The following is a 15,380-nucleotide window of genomic DNA, read 5'->3' on the forward strand; positions in this document are numbered from 1 at the left end:
GGGTGGCGCTTTTGCTTCACGCACAGAAAGCCCCGTTGCATGACCTCTCTGTTCGAACCCATACAGGCTGGCGAACTGCGCCTGCCCAACCGCATCGCCATGGCACCCCTGACGCGCAACCGCGCACCTCAGGCCCTGCCCAACGACATCATGGTCACCTACTACGCCCAGCGCGCCAGCGCCGGCCTGCTGATCAGCGAAGGCACGGCCATCAGCCACCAGGGACAGGGCTATGCCCATGTGCCGGGCCTGTACGGCAGCGAGCAGCTCGACGGCTGGAAGCGCGTGACCGACGCCGTGCACAAGGCCGGTGGGCGCATCGTCACCCAGCTGTGGCATGTGGGCCGGGTCTCGCACACCTCGCTGCAGCCCGAAGGCCAGGCGCCCGTGGGGCCGTCCCCGGTGGCGGCCAAATCCAAGACCTATGTGATCGACGAGGACTCGGGCAAGGGCCAGTTCGTGCCCACCTCCGCGCCGCGCGCGCTCGCCCAGCACGAGCTTCCCGCCATCGTCCACAGCTTCGCCGTGGCCGCGCGCAATGCCGTGGAGACGGCCGGTTTCGACGGCGTGGAGCTGCACGGCGCCAATGGCTATCTGCTGGACCAGTTCCTCAAGACCGGCGCCAACCAGCGCGATGACGACTACGGCGGCAGCATCGAGAACCGCGCCCGCCTGCTGCTCGAATGCACGCGCGCCGCTGCCGATGCCGTGGGCGGCGGCCGCGTGGGCATCCGCCTGTCGCCCGTGACGCCGGCCAACGACATCGCCGATGCCGACCCCCAGCCGCTGTTCGAATACGTGGTGCGCCAGCTGGCGCCGCTGGGCCTGGCCTACATCCACATCATCGAAGGCGCCACCGGCGGCCCGCGTGAATTGCCCGACCGGCCCTTCGACTACGCGGCCCTCAAATCCGCCTACCGCCAGGCCGGCGGCCAGGGCGCCTGGATGGTCAATAACGGCTATGACCGCGACATGGCGCTGCGCGCCGTGGAAAACGGCCACGCCGATATCGTGGCCTTCGGCAAGGCCTTCATCTCCAACCCCGACCTGGTCCACCGCCTGCGCGACGACCTGCCGCTGAACCCCTGGAACTCCAGCCTTTTCTACGGCGGCGGCGCAGAGGGCTATATCGACTACCCGTTCGCGCGCCAGGCCTGATTTGCGGCCGCACAAACAAAAAGCGGAGTGCATCGCACTCCGCTTTTTTTATTCAGACGATCCACGTGGAACAGGGGTCAGGCTCCTGTCCCTGCGTCCGCTATCTCAGGCGTGTTCCAGCAGCTGGGTCTCGCGCGTGTCCCGGCCAGAGGCCAGCGAGGCGCGGCCTGCAGCCGGCGCCAGGCTGGGCTGGCCCTGGGAGGGACGGCCATAGGAAGCATGCGAGCCCATGGACGCCACGGCCGCACCGGCAATGCGGAACTGGCCCACCACCTGCGCCAGGCGCGCGGCCTGCTCGCGCAGCGACTCGGCGGCGGCGGCCGATTCCTCGACCAGGGCTGCGTTCTGCTGCGTCATGCGGTCGATATCGCCCACGGCCTGGTTGACCTGGCCGATGCCGCCCGACTGCTCGCTGGAAGCCGCCGTGATCTCGCCAATGATGTCGCCCACGCGCTGCACGCTGTCCACGATTTCCTTCATGGTCTTGCCAGCATCCTCGACCTGGCGCACGCCCACGTCCACGGCCTGCACGCTGGTCTGGATCAGCGCCTTGATCTCGCTGGCCGCCTGGGCCGAGCGCTGGGCCAGGGATCGCACCTCGGCCGCCACCACGGCAAAGCCGCGGCCCTGCTCGCCGGCGCGCGCCGCTTCCACGGCGGCGTTCAGCGCCAGGATGTTGGTCTGGAAGGCGATGGAGTCGATCAGGCCGATGATGTCGCCGATCTTGCGGCTGGAGGTCGTGATCTCCTGCATGCTGACCACGGCCTGGGCCACCACGTCGCCACCGCGCGTGGCCGTGGTCGAGGCAGAGGCCGCCAGTTGGTTGGCCAGCTGCGAGGACGATGCCGTCTGCTGCACCGTGGCCGTGAGCTGGGACAGCGAGGCCACGGTCTCCTGCACATTGCTGGCCGTCTGCTCGGTGCGCGAGGACAGGTCCTGGTTGCCAGTGGCGATCTCCTGGCTGGCCGTGGCGATGTTGCCGCTGGCGTCGCGCACCTGGGTCACCATGGAGCCCAGGCTCTGCTGCATCTGGTCCAGCGCGCGCTGCAGGTCGGCCACCTCGTCCTTGCCCTCCACCTTCACGCTCTGCGACAGATCGCCCTGGGCAATGGTCAGCGCCGTCTGGCGCGCCTGCACCAGGGGGCGGCAGATGGACAGCATGTTCATCAGCGTCAGCGGCACCACCACCAGCACCGTGAGCACCACGGCCGCCACGAAGATCCACTGCGTCTGCTCGGCCACGCCCTGCTCCTCCGCGGCCATGGCGTCGACCTGCTGGCGCAGCAGCTGGTCGAGCTGGGCGATGAGCTTTTCGACCTCGGCCACCTCGGCCATGGCCTTGCCGCTCATGCGGTTGGCCGTGGTCGCCGTGTCATAGCCACCGGCCTCCAGCTGCCGTGCAATGTGCTCGAACTGCTGGCGGTAGCGGTCCACGCGCTCGGAGATGCCGCTGACGATGGCATCGTCGGCCGGGTCCTCGTCCTTCAGAAAGCGCTCGGCCACGGATTTCACGCGGTCGATGGCGGCCAGCCACTGGGTGTGGGCCTTGCGCACCTCTTCGGCACGCTCGTACTGGATGATCATGTCCTTTTCATGGGCGCGCACGGCACCCAGCTCGGCGCGCAACTCCACCATGTAGCCCATCTTGGCGTACGAGGTATGCATGAACTGCTGACTCATGCCATGGATGCGGAACATGCCCAGCATCCCGGCTCCGCCCAGCAGACCCAGCAGTACCAGCACCATGGCGATGGCACCCAGCATCCGCGTGCGGATCGTGAAAGCCCGCATCATTCCCAACAAGTTCATGACCGTTTTCCTCTCTGTCAGTCAAGGCGCCCGCACGGTCTCCAAATGCATAGCGCCAACGTAAATACAAATTGTTGCAGTTTGTCAGATGATCGCCAATGGCCTATGACGGTTTTTGCCTATTCACGGCTCTTTTCGATCTATCGGCCATTGCAGCGGATCATTGAGCCGGCCGACTCACATCGAATTGGGCCAAATCAACCCTTGTCCAGCCAGACGCTTGACCTTGCCATGGTGTCAGGGTTCAACATGCCGTCCATGGCTTGCGCCACTTCGGCGCGCCCCAACCAGGAGCGAGAGATGCAACATGTTTTCACCGTGCAGGGCATGACCTGCGGCCACTGCGAACGCGCCGTCACCCAGGCCGTGCAGGGCGTGGATGACCAGGCCCAGGTAAAAATCGATCGCGCCGCCCAGCGCGTGGAAGTCGACAGCAGCGCCAGCCGCGAGGCACTGGGCGCCGCCATTGCCGAAGAAGGCTACAAGGTCGCCTGAGAGACACCTCAAAGACACCCGAAGGCATCCGAAAGGCACGCACCATGTCCGCCCACCCCGCACAGCACTGGCCCGTCTCCATCGGCGAGGCCGCGCGCCGCGCCGGTGTCTCGGCGCGCATGGTGCGCCACTACGAAGCCCAGGGCCTGCTGCCGCCCATGCACCGCACGGACGGCGGCTACCGCCAGTACGCCGAGGCCGACGTGCACGCCCTGCGCTTCATCCGCCGGGGGCGCGACCTCGGTTTTTCCATGGACGAGATCGCCACCCTGCTCGGCCTGTGGCAGGACAAGAGCCGCGCCAGCAGCCAGGTCAAGGCCATCGCCCAGCGCCACATCGACGAACTGACCGAGCGCATCGCCGCCATGCAGGCCATGCAGCGCACGCTCAAGACCCTGGTGCACTGCTGCCACGGCGACGACCGGCCGGACTGCCCGATATTGGATGATCTGGCGGCGCAGGAGAGCACAGCGCCGTAGCGTGTCTCACGGCAGGGAACGGCGCTTCAGCCGCCCGCCTTCGCACGCTTTGCAGGCTTGCCCACTTTGGGTGGCTTGGATAACTTGGGCATATCGAGAACATCCGCCCTCCGCAACACCCCCCCCATCAAGGTATCAATGCACTGCTGCGCCACTTCCTCGGCCGAGTACTGGCCGCCAGGCTGGTACCAGCGGCCTATCCAGCTGAGTGCGCCGGCAATCACGAAGGCCGTCATCTTGGGGTCGCAGGGGGCCAGGGAGCCCTCCTGCACGCCGGCGGCCACCAGGCGGCGGAAGGCCTGGTCTATGGCGGCCTTCTGGCGGCGCAGTTCGCGGCGGCTGTCGGGGGGGACCTGTTCGTCGCCCACGCGGATCAGGCACATGCCGAAGTCCATGGTGACGATGCGCGCATAGACCTGCATGCAGGCGCGCAGCTGGTCCACGGCCTGGCCGCCTGCGCGGCGCGAGGCCTCGATGCCTTCCAGCGTCATGGCCAGGCCCTGGTTCACGCACTGCAGCAGGATCTCGTCCTTGTTCTTGACGTAGTAGTACAGCGTGGGCTTGCTCACGCCCAGCCGCGCGGCGATGTCGTCCAGCGAGGTGGCGGAGAAGCCGCGCTCGTTGAACAGCTGCGCGGCGGCCTGCAGCACGGCCTGGCGCTTGGCCTCGCGCTGCTGCTCGCGGTCGGGCGTGCCGCTCCAGGGCGAGTCCACGGCGGGCGCCGCACGGCCTTTGCGGGTGCGGGTTCCGGGGCTGGGGCTGGGTCGGGTCTTGGTTTCAGGGCTCGATGGCTTCATGGCGGCGGTCGCACCGGGGAAATCACCGATGCTGCATGCGTAGGGCGACAACCAGAATCTACTCCAAAGTAAACAGCCTACGCATCAGTAGGCTCCTGCCCGGCTCGACGAACCAACGCACGAGAGCGCCATGGAGACACACCCCGACGGCGGCCCGCCCGCCCCCTTGCTGCAGGTCGATGGCGTCACGCTCGCCTTTGGCGGCGTGAAGGCGCTGTCGGGAGTGGGCTTCGATGTGCAGCCCGGCTCGATCACGGCGGTGATCGGCCCCAACGGCGCGGGCAAGACGTCGCTGTTCAACACCATCTCGGGCTTTTACCGGCCCACGGGCGGCTCCATCCGCTTCCAGGGCGAGGACATCACGCGCATGCCGGCGCCGCGCCGCGCGCGGCTGGGCCTGGGGCGCAGCTTCCAGAACATTGCGCTGTTCCGGGGCATGACGGTGCTGGACAACATCAAGCTGGGCCGCCACGCCCACCTGCGCACCAACGTGCTCGACGCCCTGCTCTACCTGGGCCGCGCGCGCCGCGAAGAGGCCGAGCTGCGCCGCGACATCGAGGAGCGCATCATCGATTTCCTGGAGATAGACCACATCCGCCATGCGCCCGTGGCCGCCCTGTCCTACGGGCTGCAAAAGCGCGTGGAGATGGCTCGCGCCCTGGCCATGCAGCCGCGCATCCTGATGCTGGACGAGCCCGTGGCCGGCATGAACCGCGAGGAGACCGAGGACATGGCGCGCTTCATCCTCGATGTGCGCGCCGAATGGGGCGTGACCGTGCTCATGGTGGAGCACGACATGGGCATGGTCATGGACCTGTCCGACCATGTGGTGGTGCTCAACTTCGGCCAGGTCATCGCCCAGGGCACGCCCGCCGTGGTGCAGGCCGATCCCGAGGTGAACCGGGCCTACCTGGGCGCCGGTGATGTGGGCGAGCTGCGGCGCCGGCTGCGCGGCACGTCCACCCGGCCAGAGCCCGCCACGCCGCAGCCTGCCCTGGCACAGGAAGCCGCATGATGGACTGGGCCTACCTGTTCGAGATCGCCCTCACGGGCCTGGCCGCAGGCGGCCTGTATGCGCTGGCCGCGCTGGCCTTCGTGGTGGTCTACAAGGCCACGCGCGTGGTCAACATCGCCATCGGCGAGCTGCTGATGGTGGGCGCCTACCTGTTCTTCACCTTTGCGGCCATGTTCGCGCTGCCGCTGTGGCTGGCCATTCCCGCCGCCGTGCTGGGCACGGGGCTGCTGGGCGCGCTGATCGAGCGCACGATGATCCGGCCGCTGCTGGGCGAGCCGCCGATCTCGGTGTTCATGGTCACCGTGGGCCTGGCCTCGGTGCTGGTGGGCCTGGTGGAGCTGATCTGGACGGCCGACCAGCGCCGCCTGCCCGAGTTCATGCCCACGCAGCCCGTGATGATCGGCGAGGCCTTTCTCGCGCCCAAGGTGGCCTGGGGCGCAGCCGTGGCCGTGGTCTTCATCGCGGCCGTGCTGCTGGTGTTCCGCTACTGGCGTGGCGGCGTGGCCCTGCGCGCCACGGCCAGCGACCAGGCCGCGGCCTATTCGGTGGGCATCAACGTGCCGCGCGTGTTCTCGCTGGCCTGGGTGGTGTCGGCCATGATCGCGGCGGTCTCGGGAATCATCGTCGGCTCCATCGGCGGCATCTCGTCGAGCATGGGCGTGTTCGGCCTGTCGGTGCTGGTGGTCGTCATCGTGGGCGGGCTGGACAGCGTGCTGGGCGCCCTGGTCGGCGGCCTGTTCATCGGCCTGGTGGAGGCGCTGGCCGGCGCCTACCTGGGCGGCGAGTACAAGCTGCTGGCCACCTTCATCGTGCTGGTCGTGGTGCTGATGCTCAGGCCCTACGGCCTGTTCGGCACGCACGAGATCGAGCGGCTCTAGACAGCTTCAGAAAGACGGCAGCATGCGCATAGGCACCCTCAAGGAAAGCTACATCGCCGATGCGGCGCTGTTCGACTCCCGCACGCAACGCATCTGGCTGGCCATGGCCGGCGCGCTGCTGCTGCTGTTCCCCTTCATGGCCAGCGACTACTGGCTGTACCTAGCCTGCCTGGTCAGCATCAACGTGGCCGGCGCCACGGGGCTGAACATCCTCACCGGCTACACGGGCCTGGTCAGCCTGGGCCAGGCCGCCTTCATGGGACTGGGCGCCTACACGGTGGCCATCGTGCAGGCGCGCTGGGGCACGCCCGTGCTGTTCAACCTGCTGGCTGGCGGCTTCGTGGCCATGCTGGGCGGCATCGTGGTGGGCCTGCCCTCGCTGCGCGTCAAGGGCCTTTACCTGGCGATTGCCACCATCGCGGCCTCGTTCATCGCCCATTTCCTGTTCGCCAACCTCAGGCTCACGGGCGGCACGGCGGGCCTGACGCTGCAGCCGGCCACGGTGTTCGGCGTGGCGCTGGACACCTCGTTCCGGCTGTACTGGGTGATCGTGCCCGTCACGCTGCTGATGCTGCTGGGCGCGGCCAACCTGTTTCGCACACGCATAGGCCGCGCCTTCATCGCCATCCGCGACCGCGACATCTCGGCCGAGGTGCTGGGCATACCGCTGCTGCGCTACAAGCTGCTGTCGTTCGGGCTGTCCTCGTTCTACGCAGGCGTGGCGGGCGGGCTGTGGGCGTACTTCTTTCGCGTGGTCACGCCCGAGAGCTTTCCGCTCTTGATGTCCATCTTCTTTCTGGCGGCCATCATCGTCGGCGGCATGGGCTCCATCCTGGGCGGCATCCTGGGCGCGGTCTTCATGACCATGGTCCCGGAGCTGCTCAAGCTCATCGTGGACCTGCTGCCCGGCGGCTCCGAGCTGGCCGTCTTCCTGTCGCCCGTGCGCACCATGGTGTTCGGGCTGCTGATCATCGTCTTTCTGGTCTTCGAGCCGCAGGGGCTCGCACAAATGTGGCGGCGCCTGCGCCGCTTCTTCCACCTGTGGCCCTTCCGCAATTGAGGCGGCGCCGCGCACGACAAGCAAAAGGAGACAAGCAATGCAGCAACACCCGACCTCCTCGCGCCGCCGCAGCCTGCTGCTGGCGGCCGGCGCCAGCCTGGCCGCACCGCTGGCCGCCCGCGCCCAGGCTGGCGGCGAAGACATCGTGATCGGCGGCTCCATCCCCATGACGGGCGTGTTCGCCTTCGCGGGCGTGGGCATCAATGCCGGCATGGGCGACTACGTGAAGATGGTCAACGATGCCGGCGGCATCAAGGGCCGCAAGATCCGCTACGTGCCCGAGGACACGGGCTACAAGGTCGATGTCTCGGTGGCCGCGTTCAAGAAGATCACCAGCCAGAACAAGGTCAACCTCTACTACGGCGACTCCACGGGCTTTTCCAAGACCATCAACCCCGAGCTGGACCGCAACGGCGCCATCCTCATGGCGGGCGCCTCCTTCGCCACCGAGCTCAACAACCCGGCCAAGTACCCGAACCAGTTCCTCGTGGGACCCGACTACACGGAGATGTTCGGCATCCTGCTCAAGCACATCGCCAAGGAAAAGCCGGGCGCCAAGGTGGCCTTCGTCTACTCCGACTCCGAATTCGGCCGCGACCCCATCGAGGCCAGCGAGGCGGCCGCCAAGAAGCTGGGCCTGAACGTGGTGGCCAAGCTGATGACGCCGCCCGGCAGCGTGGACGTGTCCACCGAAGTCATCAAGCTGCGCCGCGCCGCGCCCGACTACACCATCTTCCACGGCTACATCCTCGCGCCCATTCCCGAGTTCATCCAGCAGGGCAAGCAGATGGGCATGACCAGCCAATGGATGGGCACCTTCTGGACCATGGACAGCTCCACCGTCATGAAGATGGGCGAGGCCGGCGACGGCTTCATGGGCGTCATGCCCTACCGCTACTACTACGACACCTCGGCCAAGGCGCCCATGCTGGACAAGATCCGCGCGCTGCGCCCCGAGTACCAGAGCACGGCCTATATCCAGGGCTTCCTGGCGGCCATGCTGTTCGTGGAATCGGCCAGGCGCTGCCTGGACGCGGGCAAGCCGCTCACCGGCCCCAACCTCAAGGCCGCGCTCAACTCCATCAAGGACTTCGACACGGGCGGACTGATCGGCGTGCCCATCACCATCAAGGGCAATTCGATTCCCGTGGGCCGCGTCTACAAGGCGGACATGAAGGCGCAGAAGATGCTCCCAGCGTCCGACTGGATCGCACTTTGACCGTCGTCCGAACAGACGCCCGCACATGACCGAGCAGCCCACGGACAAGGTCCTCGAAATCAACAACATCGAGGTCATCTACAACAAGGTCGTGCAGGCCCTGCGGGGCCTGTCGCTGGCCGTGCCGCGCGGCCAGATCGTGGCGCTGCTGGGCAGCAACGGCGCGGGCAAGAGCACCACGCTCAAGGCCGTCTCGGGGCTGCTGGCGCTGGAGGACGGCCTGCTGGCCAGCGGCAGCGTGCGCTACAACGGCCAGTCCACCGCGCAGTACGCGCCCCAGCAGCTGGTGCGCCTGGGGCTGTCGCATGTGATGGAGGGCCGGCGCGTGTTCGAGGACCTCACGGTGGAGGAAAACCTCGTGGCCGCGACCTACGCGCTCACGGGCCGCAATCAAGTCAAGCCCGACTTCGACCTGGTCTACAGCTACTTCCCGCGCCTGCATGAGCGACGCAAAGGCCTGGCCGGCTACCTGTCGGGCGGCGAGCAGCAGATGCTGGCCATTGGCCGCGCGCTGATCGCCGAGCCCCAGCTCATGCTGCTGGACGAGCCCTCGCTGGGCCTGGCTCCGAAGCTGGTGGAGGACATCTTCACCATCATCGCGCGCATCAATGCCGAGCGCGGCACCTCCATGCTGCTGGTCGAGCAGAACGCCACCGTGGCCCTGGCCGTGGCGCACAGCGGCTACATCATGGAGAACGGCAAGATCGTCATCGACGGGCCGGCCGAACGCCTGGCCCAGGATGCCGACGTGCGCGAGTTCTACCTGGGCATGGGTGGTGGCGGCGAGGCAAAAAGTTTTCGCGACCTGAAGCACTACAAGCGCCGCAAGCGCTGGTTGTCATGAAGCACCCCCTGAGTCGCTTCGCGCCTTCCCCCTCTCTCCCGCTTCGCGAGGGAGGGGGACAGCACCCTCGGTGCGGGGCGGCCCTTCCTCGGTGCTCCCGTGTGGGGGCACGCCAGTGTCACAGGCAGCGCGATGGGTCATTGATATGAAGAACCTTCCCGAACTCACCCTGCCCCAGATGCTGGCCGAACGCGCGCGCAGCGATGCCCAGCGCGTGGCCATACGGCAAAAGGACTTCGGCATCTGGAAGCCCACCAGCTGGGCGCGCTACCACGAGCGTGCCAGCCACTTCGGGCTGGGCCTGGCGCAGCTGGGCCTGCCTCCAGGCGGCCACATGGGCGTGATCTCCGAGAACCGCATCGAGTGGGTGCTGGCCCAGATGGGCGCGGGCCTGATCGGCGCCATCACAGTGGGCGTGTACCCCACCAGTCCCACGCCCGAGGTCGCCTATGTGGCGGGCCATGCCGATGTGGACATCATGGTCTGCGAGGACCAGGAGCAGACCGACAAGCTGCTGGCCGCTCTGCCCCAGCTGCCGCGCCTGAAGAAGATCATCGTCATGGAGACCAAGGGCCTGCGCAGCTTCGCGCCCGAGGTCCGCGCCCTGATCGCCACCTTCGACGAAGTCGAGCGCCTGGGCGCCCAGGCCGCCAGCCGCGCCCCCATCGAAGAGGCGCTGGCACGCCAGACGCTGGATGACGTGGGGCTGATGATCTACACCTCGGGCTCCACCGGCAAGCCCAAGGGCGCCATGATCACCTACCGCAACATCCGCGGCGTGGTGCCCGGCATTGCCGAGCGGCTGGGGCTGGACGGCGGCACGCGCCACCTGTCCTACCTGCCGCTGTGCCACGTGGCCGAGCAGATGCTGACCAGCTTCGTGCCGGTCTACCTGGGCTCGCAGGTGCACTTCGGCGAGTCCATTCGCACGGTGCAGGAAGACCTGCGCGAAGTCGCGCCCAACATGTTCCTGGGCGTGCCGCGCATCTGGGAAAAGCTGCATGCGGCCATCAGCATCAAGATGCAGGAGACCGGGCCGCTGCGCCGCGCGCTCTACCGGCGCGCCATGGCGGCCTGCGCGCCGCTGGCCGAAAAGCCCCGCAGGCAGTGGAGCCTGCCCGAGCGCCTGGCCTGGGCGGCCAGCTACTGGAGCGTGCTGCGCGCGCTGCAGAACTTCATCGGCCTGCGCGAGGCGCGCGTGGCGCTCACCGGCGCCGCGCCCATACCGCCCGACGTGGTCCGCTTTTTCCGCACGCTGGGCGTGCCGCTGATCGAGGTCTACGGGCTGACCGAATCCACGGGAATGGTTACCGGCCACCGCCTGGACGACGTGGCCGTGGGCACCGTGGGCGTGGCCACCGAAGGCGTGCAATGGCGCATTGCCAGCCATGGCGGCCAGCCCGGTGACGAAGGCGACGGCAGCGGCGAACTCCAGATCAAGGGCGACATGGTCTTCGCGGGCTACTACAAGAACCCCGAGGCCACGGCGCAAAGCCTGCAGGACGGCTGGCTGCACACGGGCGACGTGGTGCGCGTGCAGGACGGCCAGCTGCGCATCGTGGACCGCCTCAAGGACATCATGATCACCGCCGGCGGCAAGAACCTCACGCCCTCGGAGATCGAGAACACCATGAAGTCCAGCCCATTCATCAAGGAGTGCATCGTCGTGGCCGAGGGCCGCAAGTTCGTGGGCGCGCTGGTGCAGATCGACTACGAGACCGTGGGCCAATGGGCCCAGGCGCGGCGCATCCCCTTCACGCATTTCCGCTCCCTGGCCGAGATGGCCGAGGTGCGCGCGCTGATCGATGCCGAGATCGCGCAGGGCAATGCGCGCCTGGCCCAGGTCTCGCATGTGCGGCGCTTCCATCTGCTGACCAAGGAACTGGACCACGACGACGGCGAAGTCACGGCCACGATGAAGGTGCGCCGCTCGTCCATCTACAAGACCTACGCCGCCGAAATCGACGCCCTGTACCACTGATCCGCTCCCATGACCGACACGCAAGACACCCCACTGCTGCTGCACCGCGAAGGCGCCATCGCCACGCTGACCTTCCACCGCCCTGCCGCCCTCAACGCCATCGACGTGCCCATGGCGCTGGCACTGCGCGACGCCGTGCGCACCCTGGCCCAGGACCGCGCGCTGCGCTGCGTGGTGCTGGAAGGCGCGGGCCGCGCCTTCATGGCGGGCGGCGACCTGGACACGCTGGCCGCCGACCCCGTGCGCGGCGCGGCCGAGCTGCTGGCGCCGCTCAACGAGGCCGTGGCGCTGCTGGGCCAGCTCGATGCGCCCGTCATCGCCAAGGTGCATGGCGCGGCGGCAGGCGCAGGCCTGTCGCTGATGCTGCAGGCCGACTTCGTCTACGCGGCCGAGGGCACGCGCTTCAACCTGGCCTACATCAACCTGGGCGCCAGCTGCGACGTGGGAGCCTCCTGGGCGCTGCCGCGCATCGTGGGCCTGCGCAACGCGCTGGAGATCGCCATGCTGGGCGAGACCCTGGACTGCGCCCAAGCGCAGCGCCTGAGCCTCATCAACCGCGTCCTGCCGCCCGCCGAACTCGACGCCGCCGTGCAGCAGCTGGCCCAACGCCTGGCCGCCGGTCCCACGGTGGCGCTGGGCCATATGCGCCGCCTCATGCGCGCGGGCCTGGACCGCAGCCTGCGCGACCAGCTGGCCGCCGAGGCCTGCGCCTTCGATGCCTGTGCGCGCACGGCCGACCTGCCGCGCGGCATTGCGGCGTTCCACGCCAAGCAGGCGCCGCAATTCGAGGGACGTTGACCTGCGCCCGGAACTGACGCCGAGGCGGCTGCGCTGCCTGCCGCCTGCCCGGCACAATGCACTCCATCCCCCGTGTTCATCGCTTCGAGGAGCTTCACCATGACCCCACGCGACGTCTTCGTCGTCGGCACTGCGCGCACCGCCATCGGCACCTTCGGCGGCAGCCTCAAGGACGTACCCAACACCCAGCTGGCCACCACGGCCGTCAAGGCGGCCATCGAGCGCGCGGGCCTGGCGCCCGACGCCGTCGGCCACGTGGTCATGGGCAATGTGATCCCCACCGATACCAAGGACGCCTACCTCTCGCGCGTGGCCGCCATCGATGCGGGCTGCCCCATCGAGACGCCGGCCTTCAACGTCAACCGGCTGTGCGGCTCCGGCCTGCAGGCCATCGTCTCTGCCGCCCAGGCCATTGCGCTGGGCGACTGCGACGTGGCCATCGGCGGCGGCAGCGAGTCCATGAGCCGCGGGCCCTACTTCGACCAGGCCGCCCGCTGGGGCGCGCGCATGGGCGACGCCAAGAGCATCGACTACATGCTGGGCATCCTGCACGACCCCTGGCAGAAGATGCACATGGGCATCACGGCCGAAAACGTGGCCGAGCGCTACCACATCAGCCGCGAAATGCAGGACGAACTGGCGGCAGCCAGCCACCAGCGCGCGGCCGCTGCCATTGCGGCCGGCCACTTCAAGGAGCAGATCGTTCCCGTGGAGATCGCCACGCGCAAGGGCGTCGTGGTCTTCGACACCGACGAGCATGTGCGCGCCAGCACCACCATCGAATTGCTGTCCACCATGAAGCCCGCGTTCCGAAAGGAAAGCGGCAGCGTGACGGCCGGCAATGCCTCGGGCATCAACGACGGCGCCGCCGCCGTGGCCCTGGCCGCAGGCGATCGCGTGGCGGCCCTGGGACTGAAGCCGCTGGCGCGCCTGGTGGGCTACGCCCATGCCGGCGTGGACCCCGCCTACATGGGCATAGGCCCCGTGCCGGCCACGCAGAAGGTGCTGCAGCGCACGGGCCTGAAGATTGCAGACATGGACGTGATCGAGGCCAACGAGGCCTTCGCGGCCCAGGCCTGCGCCGTGATCCAGCAGCTGGGCATGGACCCGGCCAAGGTCAACCCCAACGGCTCGGGCATCTCGCTGGGCCACCCGGTCGGCGCCACGGGCGCCATCATCACCACCAAGGCCATCGCCGAGCTGCAGCGCACGGGCGGCCGCTATGCGCTGGTGACCATGTGCATTGGTGGCGGCCAAGGGATCTCGGCCATCTTTGAAAGAGTCTGAGCGCCGCCTGGGCGTGGCGATGTTTCACATGAAACATCGCCACCGCAGCCGCCTGCCGGCCTAGAAAGGCGCTTCTTCAGGCGCCGTATCCACGGGCGCCAGGGCCGGCCCCGTCAGCGCACCACGGCCCGAGGCCGCTGCACGCGGTGCTGCTGTGGGAGCCTGAGCAGCGGGCGTCTGCAGCGATGCCGGCAGATCCTGGCCCAGGCCCGTGCGCCCTTCCCCGCCCAGTGCCTCGATCAGATCGGGGATGAGCCTGGACAGCTCGCCCGTGGCAATCGCCACATCGGCATCGAAGCCGCCGTCGTCCTGCGACTGGCCTTCCATCACGGCATCGAGCAGCGCGATCTTGCGGATCTGCAGACCCTCGGTCAGCACGAAGCTCACGCGGTCATCCCAGGTCAGCGCCAGGCGCGTGGGCAGCTTGCCGTGCTCGATGTGCTGGCGCACCTCGTCGATGTCCAGCGGATGGCGCGCATAGCGCACCACGGCCTTGGATTCGTCGGCGGCCTTGAGCTCGCATTCGCGGTCAATCGAGAAGCCGGCCGGGCTTTCCTGCGTGGTCAGCCAGTGCGCCATGGCGGCCTGGGCGCTGGTCTGCGTATCGACCAGGGCCAGCGCAAAGCCTGTGAGGCCCTCCACCAGCGAGCTGACCACCTCGTCGGCGCGCGCCTGGCTGCCGGTGTCCAGCACCAGGGTGCGGGCCTGCGGGTCCAGCCAGACCCACATGGCGCCCTGCTTGGTGAAGGCCATGGGCAGCAGGTCCAGCTTGGCCTCGTCCTTGAGTTCCTTCTTTTCCTTCTTGCCGGGCTTGCGGCCTTCGGTGGCCTCGATGTGGGCAGCCTTTTCGTTGACGCGGCGGTTGAGCACGCTGGCCGGCAGCATCTTGGCCTCGGTCATGAAGCGCATCACCCACTGATTGGCCACGGACTCGGCCAGCGGGCCATGGGGCTCGCCGCGCGGCGGCACCCAGCCGGCGCTGCGCTCCTGCGTGGCGCCGCACTCGGCAAACGGGCTCTTGCCCAAGGCTTCTTCAAGCTGCTGCAAATCGCCCTGCCAGCTCTCGGCAATGCGATAGACGATCATGTTTTTGAACATAGCGAACCTTTGCTCGGACGGACTGCGGCTGCGCCGCAGCAAGCGGTGTGCAACACCGGGCTGCGCCGCCTCCATCCAGAGGGAGAAAACAGAAAAAACAGCAGGGGCGCCATGCCTTGGCGCCCCGCCCGGTCATTGTGCATGCCTGGCACCGGACGGCGCTGCACAAGCTTGTCAATTCTTTACAAGCCGTGCGCAAAACCTCACTGCCCCGATACATCGGACGACCACACTTCAATCATCCGCTGCACAGGGCTCGCCAAGTGCCTTGACGGCGGCCTTCAGTCACCCTCTCCAGAAAGGATTTTGGAATGACCACCACCTTCCGCCGCACCCTCGCCAGCGCCGCCGCTGCCACCGCCTTGCTGGCATCGTTCGCCCTGCCCTCGTACGCCCAGACCGCCGCGCCGGCAGCCCCCGCCGCCGCCACGGCACCCAAGCCCGATCGCTCCATGCACAAGC

General features: G+C 68.0%; 14 protein-coding genes. 11 read left to right on the plus strand and 3 right to left on the minus strand.

Annotated features, from left to right (window positions below):
- The first annotated feature begins 39 nt into the window (after positions 1-39).
- The gene (locus JHD82_RS19995) at positions 40-1,158 is read left to right on the plus strand and encodes an alkene reductase (protein ID WP_199138335.1); all 1,119 of its coding nucleotides are present in this window, start codon (positions 40-42) and stop codon (positions 1,156-1,158) included.
- A gap of 105 nt (positions 1,159-1,263) precedes the next feature.
- On the opposite strand, the gene JHD82_RS20000 is transcribed toward JHD82_RS19995, so the two are convergent.
- Complete coding sequence (locus tag JHD82_RS20000; RefSeq protein ID WP_012201976.1) at positions 1,264-2,967, minus strand: methyl-accepting chemotaxis protein; 1,704 nt, start codon at positions 2,965-2,967, stop codon at positions 1,264-1,266.
- 300 nt (positions 2,968-3,267) lie between these two features.
- Here JHD82_RS20000 and JHD82_RS20005 point away from each other — a divergent pair, with 300 nt between their 5' ends.
- Both JHD82_RS20005 and cueR read left to right on the plus strand, forming a co-directional pair.
- Positions 3,268-3,462, plus strand: coding sequence for a heavy-metal-associated domain-containing protein (locus JHD82_RS20005; protein WP_012201975.1), 195 nt, complete (start codon positions 3,268-3,270; stop codon positions 3,460-3,462).
- A 44-nt stretch (positions 3,463-3,506) separates the two neighbouring features.
- On the plus strand, positions 3,507-3,941 hold the full coding sequence (gene cueR, locus JHD82_RS20010) for a Cu(I)-responsive transcriptional regulator (RefSeq protein ID WP_199138337.1): 435 nt from the start codon (positions 3,507-3,509) through the stop codon (positions 3,939-3,941).
- A 26-nt stretch (positions 3,942-3,967) separates the two neighbouring features.
- On the opposite strand, the gene JHD82_RS20015 is transcribed toward cueR, so the two are convergent.
- Positions 3,968-4,738, minus strand: a complete 771-nt coding sequence (locus JHD82_RS20015; RefSeq protein WP_199138339.1) for a TetR/AcrR family transcriptional regulator — start codon at positions 4,736-4,738, stop codon at positions 3,968-3,970.
- Positions 4,739-4,868: 130 nt separating this feature from the next.
- Here JHD82_RS20015 and JHD82_RS20020 point away from each other — a divergent pair, with 130 nt between their 5' ends.
- The 8 genes from JHD82_RS20020 (at position 4,869) to JHD82_RS20055 (ending at position 13,820) form a co-directional block, all read left to right on the plus strand.
- Positions 4,869-5,753 (plus strand): ABC transporter ATP-binding protein, encoded by an 885-nt coding sequence (locus tag JHD82_RS20020; protein WP_199138341.1) that lies wholly within the window; start codon positions 4,869-4,871, stop codon positions 5,751-5,753.
- On the plus strand, positions 5,750-6,631 hold the full coding sequence (locus tag JHD82_RS20025) for a branched-chain amino acid ABC transporter permease (RefSeq protein ID WP_013799949.1): 882 nt from the start codon (positions 5,750-5,752) through the stop codon (positions 6,629-6,631). The genes JHD82_RS20020 and JHD82_RS20025 overlap by 4 nt, the downstream gene beginning before the upstream one ends.
- A 22-nt stretch (positions 6,632-6,653) precedes the next feature.
- The gene (locus tag JHD82_RS20030) at positions 6,654-7,691 is read left to right on the plus strand and encodes a branched-chain amino acid ABC transporter permease (RefSeq protein ID WP_199138343.1); all 1,038 of its coding nucleotides are present in this window, start codon (positions 6,654-6,656) and stop codon (positions 7,689-7,691) included.
- A gap of 37 nt (positions 7,692-7,728) precedes the next feature.
- The gene (locus tag JHD82_RS20035) at positions 7,729-8,910 is read left to right on the plus strand and encodes an ABC transporter substrate-binding protein (protein ID WP_199138345.1); all 1,182 of its coding nucleotides are present in this window, start codon (positions 7,729-7,731) and stop codon (positions 8,908-8,910) included.
- Between the two features lie 25 nt (positions 8,911-8,935).
- Complete coding sequence (locus JHD82_RS20040; protein WP_071953961.1) at positions 8,936-9,754, plus strand: ABC transporter ATP-binding protein; 819 nt, start codon at positions 8,936-8,938, stop codon at positions 9,752-9,754.
- 145 nt (positions 9,755-9,899) lie between these two features.
- Positions 9,900-11,735: a long-chain fatty acid--CoA ligase gene (locus JHD82_RS20045; RefSeq protein WP_199138347.1), complete on the plus strand. Its 1,836-nt coding sequence runs from the start codon at positions 9,900-9,902 to the stop codon at positions 11,733-11,735.
- Positions 11,736-11,744: 9 nt separating this feature from the next.
- On the plus strand, positions 11,745-12,533 hold the full coding sequence (locus JHD82_RS20050) for an enoyl-CoA hydratase/isomerase family protein (protein WP_097204847.1): 789 nt from the start codon (positions 11,745-11,747) through the stop codon (positions 12,531-12,533).
- 99 nt (positions 12,534-12,632) lie between these two features.
- On the plus strand, positions 12,633-13,820 hold the full coding sequence (locus JHD82_RS20055) for an acetyl-CoA C-acyltransferase family protein (RefSeq protein ID WP_071957013.1): 1,188 nt from the start codon (positions 12,633-12,635) through the stop codon (positions 13,818-13,820).
- A 60-nt stretch (positions 13,821-13,880) separates the two neighbouring features.
- On the opposite strand, the gene JHD82_RS20060 is transcribed toward JHD82_RS20055, so the two are convergent.
- The gene (locus JHD82_RS20060) at positions 13,881-14,918 is read right to left on the minus strand and encodes a recombination-associated protein RdgC (RefSeq protein WP_199138350.1); all 1,038 of its coding nucleotides are present in this window, start codon (positions 14,916-14,918) and stop codon (positions 13,881-13,883) included.
- Between the last annotated feature and the right edge of the window lie 462 nt (positions 14,919-15,380).

The sequence above is a fragment of the Delftia sp. ASV31 genome (assembly GCF_016428765.1).
In the GTDB taxonomy this organism is placed as follows: Bacteria; Pseudomonadota; Gammaproteobacteria; order Burkholderiales; family Burkholderiaceae_C; genus Comamonas; species Comamonas acidovorans.